12 protein-coding genes and 1 tRNA gene are annotated in these 9,806 nt (G+C 35.8%); all 13 read left to right on the top strand.

Going from position 1 to position 9,806, the window contains the following annotated elements; all coding sequences use genetic code 11:
* Positions 1-277: 277 nt before the first annotated feature.
* The 13 genes from WKS98_RS05430 (at position 278) to mreD (ending at position 9,806) form a co-directional block, all read left to right on the top strand.
* A tRNA-Lys gene (locus tag WKS98_RS05430) sits at positions 278-353 on the top strand.
* A 309-nt stretch (positions 354-662) separates the two neighbouring features.
* Complete coding sequence (gene rsxC / locus WKS98_RS05425) at positions 663-1,988, top strand: electron transport complex subunit RsxC (RefSeq protein WP_498917578.1); 1,326 nt, start codon at positions 663-665, stop codon at positions 1,986-1,988.
* A 10-nt stretch (positions 1,989-1,998) separates the two neighbouring features.
* Positions 1,999-2,955: an RnfABCDGE type electron transport complex subunit D gene (locus WKS98_RS05420; protein WP_498917577.1), complete on the top strand. Its 957-nt coding sequence runs from the start codon at positions 1,999-2,001 to the stop codon at positions 2,953-2,955.
* Entirely contained in the window at positions 2,955-3,539 is a 585-nt protein-coding gene (locus WKS98_RS05415) for an RnfABCDGE type electron transport complex subunit G (RefSeq protein ID WP_498917575.1), read from the top strand. The genes WKS98_RS05420 and WKS98_RS05415 overlap by 1 nt, the downstream gene beginning before the upstream one ends.
* Positions 3,540-3,549: 10 nt before the next feature.
* Positions 3,550-4,149 carry an electron transport complex subunit RsxE gene (gene rsxE / locus WKS98_RS05410; RefSeq protein WP_498917574.1) on the top strand — a complete coding sequence of 200 codons (600 nt, stop codon included), beginning with the start codon at positions 3,550-3,552 and terminating at the stop codon, positions 4,147-4,149.
* A gap of 10 nt (positions 4,150-4,159) precedes the next feature.
* The gene (locus tag WKS98_RS05405) at positions 4,160-4,738 is read left to right on the top strand and encodes an electron transport complex protein RnfA (RefSeq protein WP_498917572.1); all 579 of its coding nucleotides are present in this window, start codon (positions 4,160-4,162) and stop codon (positions 4,736-4,738) included.
* Positions 4,739-4,747: 9 nt separating this feature from the next.
* The gene (rnfB, locus tag WKS98_RS05400; RefSeq protein WP_498917570.1) at positions 4,748-5,569 is read left to right on the top strand and encodes an RnfABCDGE type electron transport complex subunit B; all 822 of its coding nucleotides are present in this window, start codon (positions 4,748-4,750) and stop codon (positions 5,567-5,569) included.
* Positions 5,570-5,723: 154 nt separating this feature from the next.
* A complete protein-coding gene (locus WKS98_RS05395; protein ID WP_498917568.1) occupies positions 5,724-6,104 on the top strand; it encodes a NusG domain II-containing protein in 381 nt (126 codons plus the stop codon).
* A complete protein-coding gene (locus tag WKS98_RS05390; RefSeq protein ID WP_498917567.1) occupies positions 6,101-6,604 on the top strand; it encodes a Gx transporter family protein in 504 nt (167 codons plus the stop codon). The genes WKS98_RS05395 and WKS98_RS05390 overlap by 4 nt, the downstream gene beginning before the upstream one ends.
* Positions 6,594-7,421: a RadC family protein gene (gene radC / locus WKS98_RS05385; RefSeq protein ID WP_498917566.1), complete on the top strand. Its 828-nt coding sequence runs from the start codon at positions 6,594-6,596 to the stop codon at positions 7,419-7,421. Before WKS98_RS05390 ends, radC begins: the two co-directional genes overlap by 11 nt.
* 10 nt (positions 7,422-7,431) lie before the next feature.
* Positions 7,432-8,463: a rod shape-determining protein gene (locus tag WKS98_RS05380; RefSeq protein ID WP_498917564.1), complete on the top strand. Its 1,032-nt coding sequence runs from the start codon at positions 7,432-7,434 to the stop codon at positions 8,461-8,463.
* Positions 8,453-9,325 (top strand): rod shape-determining protein MreC, encoded by an 873-nt coding sequence (gene mreC, locus WKS98_RS05375; RefSeq protein WP_498917562.1) that lies wholly within the window; start codon positions 8,453-8,455, stop codon positions 9,323-9,325. The genes WKS98_RS05380 and mreC overlap by 11 nt, the downstream gene beginning before the upstream one ends.
* Entirely contained in the window at positions 9,318-9,806 is a 489-nt protein-coding gene (mreD, locus tag WKS98_RS05370; protein WP_498917560.1) for a rod shape-determining protein MreD, read from the top strand. The genes mreC and mreD overlap by 8 nt, the downstream gene beginning before the upstream one ends.

Below are 9,806 nucleotides of genomic sequence, written 5' to 3'. Positions count from 1 at the left end.
GAGCAGAGGACTGAAAATCCTCGTGTCGCTGGTTCGATTCCGGCTCTGGGCACCAGTGTTTACAAAGTAAACAAGAAGTGATACAATTATAGTGTTAGTTAAAATTAAATATAATAATATGACTCATTAGCTCAGCTGGTATAAGTAAGTGGCCCATTTCCCACAGGAAATGGAGGCAATGACTTAGTCTTTGCGAAGCAAAAAAAAGATGAGCGGTATTGAAAGAACAGGTTTAATAATAAGATAATCAAAAAACAATAATACAATATAATAATATGACTCATTAGCTCAGCTGGTAGAGCACCTGACTCTTAATCAGGTTGTCCAGGGTTCGAACCCCTGATGGGTCACCAGGAAAAGCCTTGAAATATAAAAGTTTCAAGGCTTTTTAACTGCTGAGAGAATTTTTTGAAAAGCATTGTTAAGTGAATGAAAGTTTTTTGTGGTTACAAACTGCTAATAAACTTTAAAAAAATTATACGAATTTTATTTGTTTTTTCTAAATCTCAATATAATACGAAAATGCTAATTAATTTGACACAATCAGCTTTTTTGTAAAATCTAATTGTGAAAATTATGTTATAATGTATAATGTAAGAATAAATAAAAGCAAATTCTTAAGGGAATGCGATTATTTTAAATAAACGAAAGGTAGGGGTGTTATGAGTAAGATTGAGTTGACCTTTAAAGGTGGAACTCATATGCATGATTTTAAGGAATTGACCAATCAATGTGAAATAGAGAATGGCCCAGTTTCAAAAAAGGTTTACATCGCTCTTCACCAACACACAGGGGTACCATGTAGTCCTCTTGTTAAGGTTGGGGATGAAGTTAAGATGGGACAAAAGATTGGAGAGGCGCCAGGAACTATTACAGCACCGGTTCATGCCAGTGTCTCAGGCACGGTTGTGGAAATTAAAGATTTAACCACAGTTACTGGGGTACATACTAAGGCCATTGTTATTGAAAACGATGGATTAGATACTATTGGTTATACTCCTTATGATGATGACTATGAAAGTTTAGATTCTGCAACTATAGTAGAAAGGGTAAAAGAAGCAGGAGTTGTTGGTTTAGGTGGGGCAGGTTTCCCTACTCATGTTAAAATCAAAACAAAGCCTGACGATAAAATTGATTATGTTCTTATTAATGGTGCAGAGTGTGAACCTTATTTGACTAGTGATCAAAAGACTATGGAAAAATATCCTGAAAAGGTTGTAAATGGTCTAAGAATTGTAATGAAGGCCATGGGTGCTAAAAAGGGATATATTGGAATTGAGTCCAATAAGCCTAAAGCCATAGAACTTATTGATCAAGCTTGTAAGAAATTTAACGATGTAGAGGTTTCAGTTTTAAAGACAAAGTATCCTCAAGGGGATCAAAGAAGATTGATTGACTCTATATTAAAGATGAAGATGCCTTCTTCTGTAAGAAGTACTACTGAAGGGGTGCAAGTTATAAACTCAAGTACGGCTGCATCTGTATATGAAGCTGTAGTTGAAGGAAAACCTCTTTATGAAAAGGTTGTTACTGTAACAGGCTCTTCTATAAACAGACCTTCTAATCTACTTGTTAGAGTTGGTACTCCAATTAACGAAATTTTAGAATTTTGTGGTGGAGTAAAAGATGATGTGGGCAAAGTTATTATCGGTGGACCTATGATGGGTGAAAGCCAATTTAGAACAGACCTTCCAACTATAAAAGCCGTTGGTGGTATTCTTGTACTAAATAAGGAAGAGGCAAAACCTCCAGTGGTTACACCATGCATCAAATGTGGTAAATGCGTTGATGTTTGTCCAATAAATTTAATGCCTTTATACATTCAATTAAATGTTTTAAACAATAGATTTGAAGAAGCTAGGGACCTTTATATCATGGACTGTATTGAATGTGGATCATGTTCCTATGTATGTCCTTCAAAGAGACCTCTTATAGAGGCTATCAGACATGGTAAGAGAGAACTTAGAGCTCAGTCAAGTAAGAGATAGGAGAGTTATAGTGGAGAAAAAAATAAAAGATCAAGAAGTTATTGACAATCTTGAAGGAAAGCTTGAAGTATCTGCTATTCCTCATATAAGAGATTCAATAACAAGTTCTAAGGTTATGCTAGATGTAATTATAGCCTTAATGCCAGCTCTTATTGCGGGTGTTTACTTCTTTAGAATAAGAGCTTTGTTGTTATGTCTTGTGTCCGTTGGTTCATGCGTTCTTTCAGAGTACGCTTTTCAAAAGCTTACTAAAAGACCTGTAACCATTGGCGACTTATCAGCAGTTGTAACAGGACTATTACTTGCATTTAACGTACCTGTAACCATGCCATTTTATATGGTAATATTTGGTGGAATTTTTGCAATAATTATTACAAAACAATTATTTGGTGGAATAGGTGCCAACTTTATGAACCCTGCACTTGCAGCTAGAGCGGCACTAATGGCTTCATGGCCAAAGGAAATGGCAAACTATGTTGCTCCAGGGCCAGACGCCGTATCAATGGCAACACCATTAGCAGGTGGAGAAGTTAAACTATTAGATGCCTTCCTTGGAAACATGGGAGGATGTATTGGTGAAGTTTCAGCCCTTGCACTTTTAATCGGTGGAGTCTATCTACTAGTTAAAAAGGTAATACACATTAGAATACCATTAACATACATTTTAACAACAGTAGTTTTCCTATTTATTTTTGGAGTACCATCAGGAGAACTATTAAACCATGTACTTATTGGTGGACTTTTACTAGGGGCAATATTTATGGCAACAGACTATGTTACAGCTCCTGTAAGTAAAAAGGGACAAATTATATTTGCCATAGGCTGTGGACTTATAACGGCAGCCATAAGAGTCCACGGATCACTACCAGAAGGGGTATCATACTCAATTCTTGTAATGAACTGTGCAACACCTCTTATTGAAAAGTTAACCACTCCAAAACCTTTTGGAAGGGGAGGTAAGAAATAATGAAGAAGATTTTAACTTTAGCATTAAAACTATTTGTAATCACAGCAGTGGCTACAACTTGCCTAACCATAATAAACGGCTTCACATCTCCAATTGTTGAAAAAAGAGCAAAAGAAGAATACGAAGCCTCCATGAAGAAGGTTTTTAAAGAAGCGGATAGCTTTAAATCACTTGAAGAAGAAGACAAAGCAAAGTTTGATAAAATCCTTGAAGAAAACGAAAATGTCAAAGACATCGTTATTGCATTAAAAGGCAATGAAGAAGTTGGATATGTTATAAAGACCGTTGGTAAGGGTGGTTACGGTGGACCTATTACATTTGTAGTAGGCGTAGACAAAGAAGATAAAATTGTAGGATATCAAGTTCTTGAATCCTCTGAAACAAAGGGATTCGGTTCACAAGTGTCAGAAGAACCTTTTATTTCATCAGTAGTAGGAAAGAGCATGGCAGGAGAAATGACAAAAGCTGACAATCCATCAGCAGACAACGAAATCCAAGCCATTTCAGGAACTACAATTTCAGTTAAGGCAATATTAAACGGACTTAACGGTGCAGTTAAGGCTTTGGCAGAGTTAAGAGGATAGGGGGAAGATGATGAAGAAAATTTTAAAAAGTGGAATCATAGACAATAACCCAGTTCTTATTCAACTTGTAGGACTTTGTTCAGTTCTTGGTGTAAGTACAACAGTAATGAACGCACTTGGAATGGGCGTTGCAGTAATAGTAGTAGCAACCCTATCAAACCTTGTAGTTTCCCTACTAAGAAACTTTATACCAGACGAAGTTAGAATCCCATGCTATATAGTAGTTATAGCATCATTCGTAACAATGGTAGACATGGTTATGAAGGCATACACACCAGAACTTTATGGGCAACTAGGTATCTTTATACCGCTAATAGTAGTAAACTGTTTAATCCTTGCAAGAGCAGAAGGCTTTGCAAACAAAAACAAAATACTACCTTCAATAGTTGACGGATTTGCAAACGGTGTTGGATACACAATGACAATAGTAATACTTGCTTTTATAAGAGAGCTATTAGGATTAGGAGCAATCTTCGGACATGAACTACTTTCAGGAGAAGGAATTAAACCAATAGGTATAATTGCACAAGCTCCCGGCTCATTTATTATACTAGGTATGATACTTGCAGTATTTAACTATGTATCAAGCAAAAAAGAAGAAAGCAAGTAGGGGGTAGACTATGTTAAGTAATATTTTTAGAATACTTATTTTATATATTTTTGTAAACAACTACGTACTAGGACAATTCCTAGGAATCTGTCCACTAATAGGAGTTTCAAAAAAGACAGAAACAGCAGCAGGTATGGGAATTGCAGTTACCTTCGTAATTACAATTGCATCAGTAGTTACCTATGCAATTCAATACTTAATTCTAGAACCATTAAACTTGCAATTTTTACAAACCATAGTGTTTATTTTAGTAATAGCATCACTGGTACAATTTGTTGAAATGGTACTAAAAAAGACAATGCCAGGACTATATAGTGCATTGGGAGTTTTCCTACCACTAATCACAACAAACTGCGTTGTACTTGGAGTTGCAATTGCAAACATACAACAAGGATACTCACTAATTGAAACCTTAGCATCAGCAATAGGTTCATCAGTAGGATTTCTTATAGCTATAGTTTTCCTTGCTGCAATTAGAGAAAAATTAGAACTTGCCAATGTACCAAAACCTTTCAAAGGCGTACCAATCGCCATGATAACAATCGGACTTATGGCAATGTCATTCCTAGGTTTTTCAGGATTAGTATAGGGGGAATAAATGGATATTAATCAAATTCTTATAGCGGTTGGAAGTTTAGGGGCGGTAGCTATAATTTTTGCAGTACTTTTAGGATTTGCATCAAATGTATTTCACGTGCCAGTAGATCCAAAAGTACAAGAAGTTAGAGCTGCACTTCCAGGAGCAAACTGCGGTGCCTGTGGTTTTCCAGGATGTGACGGACTTGCAGATGCCATAGCAAATGGTAACGCAAGCATAAACGCATGTCCAGTTGGAGGAGCAGAAGTCGCAGAACATCTTGCAGAAATAATGGGGCAAGTTGCAAATGAAACAACAAAGCAAATTGCTGTAGTAAGATGCTCAGGAGACAAGACACTTGCAGAAGATAAATTTAAATATGTTGGAATTAGAGACTGTAGAGCAGACCAAGCGCTTCAAAATGGTCACAAAAAATGTCCTTTTGGATGTTTAGGCTGTGGAACTTGCGTTGACGTTTGTCAATTCGATGCAATCCACATTATAAACGGAGTTGCAAAAGTCGATAAAGAAAAATGTACCGCGTGCGAAATGTGTATTAAGATCTGTCCAAGAGACCTAATCACACTTATGCCATACGACAACCAAACAGAGGTACTATGTAGTACAACAGACAAAGGTAAAGATGTAAGAGGATATTGTAAAGTAGGCTGTATAGGATGTAAGATCTGCCAAAAGAACTGTCCAGAAGAAGCAATTACAGTAGAAAAATTCCTTGCACATATAGATCATGACAAATGTATTGACTGTGGAATATGTATAGAAAAATGTCCACAAAACTCAATAAGAGATTACGAAGAAAAAATATTTAAATTACCAAGCTAGAGAAACCGACCATGTGGTCGGTTTTTTTATACGTCATCACCAATTACACGCTTCTAATCCCTGACATCTAATATCTTAAATCTAACAACTCTCTTCTATTTAAAAAAGCCCCTCAATATGATACACTTAATGGAGAAAACGAAAGGATTATAACATGACAAAGGGAGATAAAATACTCATTTCAGCCATAGTTATTTTATCTTTACTTGCCTATGTGATTATATATTTTTCGGGCAGTGAGGATAGGGATAAATATATTTCGGTACAGTTTAATGGAAGTGAATTTAAAAGACTTACTTTTGCTTCTAAAAACGATTCGTACAAATTCAAACTAGATACTGAAGAAGGTTTAAATATAATAGAGGTAAAGGGTGACAAGGTTCATATAACTGAGGCAGATTGCCCTGACAAATTATGTATTAAACAGGGATACATCTCTAAAGTGGGAGAGGTTTTAGTTTGTGTTCCTAATAAAGTTGTGGTTGAAATTAAGAGTGACAACAGTGAAAAAGAATTGGATGGTATTAACTATTGAGAAAGACAGTTAAATTAGGAATTTTAATATCATTTGCACTTATAATATCGCTTTTTGAAAACATGATGCCCATACCAATTCCGGTGCCAGGGGTAAAGCTTGGACTTTCTAATATAGTTTTACTGGTAACCTTACTTATGTTTGGACTAAGGGAAGGCTTTATTGTTGCGGTGTTTAAATCGATTTTAATGGTTTTGGTTTCTGGAAGGCTTGGAGCCCTTCCATATAGTCTTACGGGAACGATGTTTGCTGTAGTAGCAATGTACTTTTCTCATAGATATTTGGGAAGATGGTTAAGTTTAATCGGTGTAAGTGAACTTGGATCATTATTTTTTAATTTTGGGCAACTACTTGCTGCAAGTTTTATTTTAAATAATATTAGGATTATGGCATATCTTCCAGTAATGGCTTTAATGGGAGTTGTCACAGGTTATATAGTTGGAATTACTTCTAAATTTGTTTCGGATAGACTTAAAAAAGGTGATATAAATGTCGGATGATAAAATAAAAGAGACGCCTATTCTAATTATAGAAAAAGATGTGGATGAAATTAATGATGAATTAGTTAATAAAGAAGTAAAGAACAGGAAAGATAATATTGAAGTGCTTTCCAAGAATAAGAGCAATGATAGAAAGATGAAGACCATGAAGGAGTTTTCGACTTTTGATAGGCCGAGAGAGAAAATGAGGGACTATGGTCCTTCAAGTCTTTCTGAGCAGGAGCTTATGGCAATTTTGCTTGGTACGGGAACTAAAAAATTAAATGCACTTGAGCTTGCATCAAAGGTTCTTGACGAGATTGAAAGCCAAAACAACTTTAACGACATAACCCTTGACGAGCTAATGAAGATTGACGGAATAAAGCTTTCAAAGGGCGCCACAATAATGGCTGCCATAGAGCTTGTGAAGAGATTAAATATAAGGCAGGCCACTAAGGAACATTATAAAGTGGATAGCCCTAAGTCATTGGCAGAAATTTTTATGCACAAGCTGTCAGGAGAATTGAGGGAATATTTTTATATAATTTTACTTAACACAAAAAACATAATTATTTCAGCGGAAGAAATTTCCATAGGGACTTTAAGTTCTTCTTTGGTTCATCCAAGGGAAGTTTTCAAGCCAGCTGTAAAGAAAAGTGCTAAGTCGATCATACTTTTACATAATCACCCAAGTGGTGACGTTACGCCTAGTAATGAAGATATAAAGTTAACTCTAAGACTTGAACAGGCGGGGAAACTCTTAGGCATAGAAGTCTTAGACCATCTTATTATTGGAGATGGAAAATATTTAAGTTTTAAAGAAAAATCATATTTTTAAGGAGTAAGTTATGGCAACATTTGTAAAGTTTTTTCCAAAGGACATAGGAATAGATTTAGGTAGTTCAAATACCATTATCACCGATATTAACGGGAATATTTTGGTTAAGGAACCTTCTGTTGTTGCCATTGACTTAAAGACATATGAGGTACTGGCAGTAGGTGTAGAAGCAAAAAATATGATTGGAAAGACTCCAGAAAATATTATGGCAGTTAGACCCTTAGAAAATGGAGTTATCTCAGATTTTGAATTAACAAGGGCCATGCTTGAGTTCTTTATAAGAAAAGCAAACTCTGGATTTTCTGTGTTTCAACCAAGAGCTGTTGTAACTGTTCCATCTTTTTTAACGGATATTGAGAAGAGAGCTGTAGAAGATGTTGTAATCTATGCTGGATGTAGAGATGTAAAGCTTCTTGATGAAAACATTGCATCTGCAATTGGCATGGGCATTGATATTAATGAACCAAAGGGAAATTTAATTTTAAACATTGGTGCGGGAACGGTGCAAGTTTCTGTGGTTTCCCTTGCGGGAGTCGTGTCTTCAAGTTCTAGAAAGTACGGTGGAGACAATGTGGAGAGAAATATAAAGAAATTTATAAAGAAGAATTACAACTTTGTAATTGGAGATAGCACTGCGGAGTATTTAAAGAACAATATACTTAGTTTAAAGACAGATGAACAGGATAAGTCTGCAACTATAAGTGGCAAGGACTTGGTTTCTGGAATGCCAAAGGTGGCAAATATAACTGCCAGTGATCTACTACCATGTGTACTACCACTGGTAAATGAAGTTCACACTTGCATTAGGGAAGTGCTTGAGACCACACCACCGGAAATATCTGGAGAAGTTATTTATGACGGTGTTAAAATATGTGGTGGCATGGCGGAGCTTTCTGGCCTTGTGGAATCCATTAGAGACAACTTGGAAATAAATGCATTTGTGGTTGAAAATCCAATTAAGGTTACAGGAGTTGGAATAGGTAAGGCTTTAACTCTTTTAAAGGAAAGAAAGAGGTTTATATTTAGGAAAAATGATTTATAGAGACTTTAGAAACAATAATAAAAAAAGAAAACTTAGCGTTTTTGCCATAGTATGCATATTCTTGATTTCTTTAATAGGTACAAGCAATGGAAATAGTAAGGTTATTGACATTGGAGGCAATGTCATTTCATCAATAACAACTCCTATTTCAAAGGTGTTTTACTTTACATCTTCTAAAGTGATTGATGGAATTGAATTTATTTTTGGTTCAAGGGAAATGAGAGATGAAAACGAAAGACTTACAAAAGAGAATTTGACCCTTAAAGATCAAAATGCAAATATGCAAAAGGTTATTGACAATGAAGAATACTTGAAAGACGAATACAATCTTATTTCTAAAAAGGACGATAAACTTGTAAGGGCCAGTATTGTAGGGGTAGATTCGTCAAATCTTTACGATAGATTCACAATAGACAAGGGGACTAAGGACAAGATAAGTGTAAACGACCCTGTGGTTCAAGGTGTTGTTGGAGAGGACTCTTCCATAGTGGAAGGGCTTTTAGGCGTTGTAACCGATGTTGGATATAACTACGCAAAGGTTTCATCCATAACAAACTCCACCACTGGAACTTCCTTTAAGACATCACGAAGCGACGCCATCGGGGTTATTAAGGGAAGCAAAAAGGGTGAACTAAAGGGCTTTATGTATAAGACCTCTGCAGATATTGCAGTTGGAGACAAGGTCTATACTTCTGGGCTTGGTGGAACCTATCCACCGGATCTTTATATAGGTCAAGTGAAAGAGGTTTTTAAAGACGATTCCAATGCGGTAAAAGAGGTTAGTATTGAGCCGGCAATAGATTTTAACAATATTTACAGAGTATTGGTATTAAAGACGATGAGAGAAGAAGACAATGAATAGATACAAGATATTTATAGTGATAATATTGAACCTGTTATTACAGACGGTTCTGTTTAGTAGAATACAGATTTTTGGAATTAATCCTAATATCACAATTCCAATAGTGGTTGCACTGGGACTTGGTTTTGGTGCATACACTGGAGGTTTTTCTGGGCTTTTAATAGGACTACTTGAAGACATTCTGTTTGGCAGGGTGCTAGGAGTTAAGGCCCTAATATACTTTGTAATAGGTTTTTTAGTGGGATATTCAGATATGGGAATTAACAAAGATGACGTTAGAACGGGAGTTGTGCTTACAGCTATATCCACAGTTGCATCCTTTGTGTTGACCATTATAATTGGGAAGCTCATAGGCGATTCATTTAGCTTTAGATTAGTATTTATGCCTATGATAATTGAGCTTATTTTAAATTCCATATGCTACATCCCAATATTTATAATATTTCAAAAGTTTTTCGAATTTCCAAAGTTTAGGTTATAG

The organism is Lagierella sp. ICN-221743, from assembly GCF_037890055.1.
Taxonomy (GTDB): domain Bacteria; phylum Bacillota; class Clostridia; order Tissierellales; family Peptoniphilaceae; genus Mediannikoviicoccus.
The sequence above is the reverse complement of the archived record's forward strand: the minus strand, read 5'-3'. Positions and strand labels throughout refer to the sequence as shown.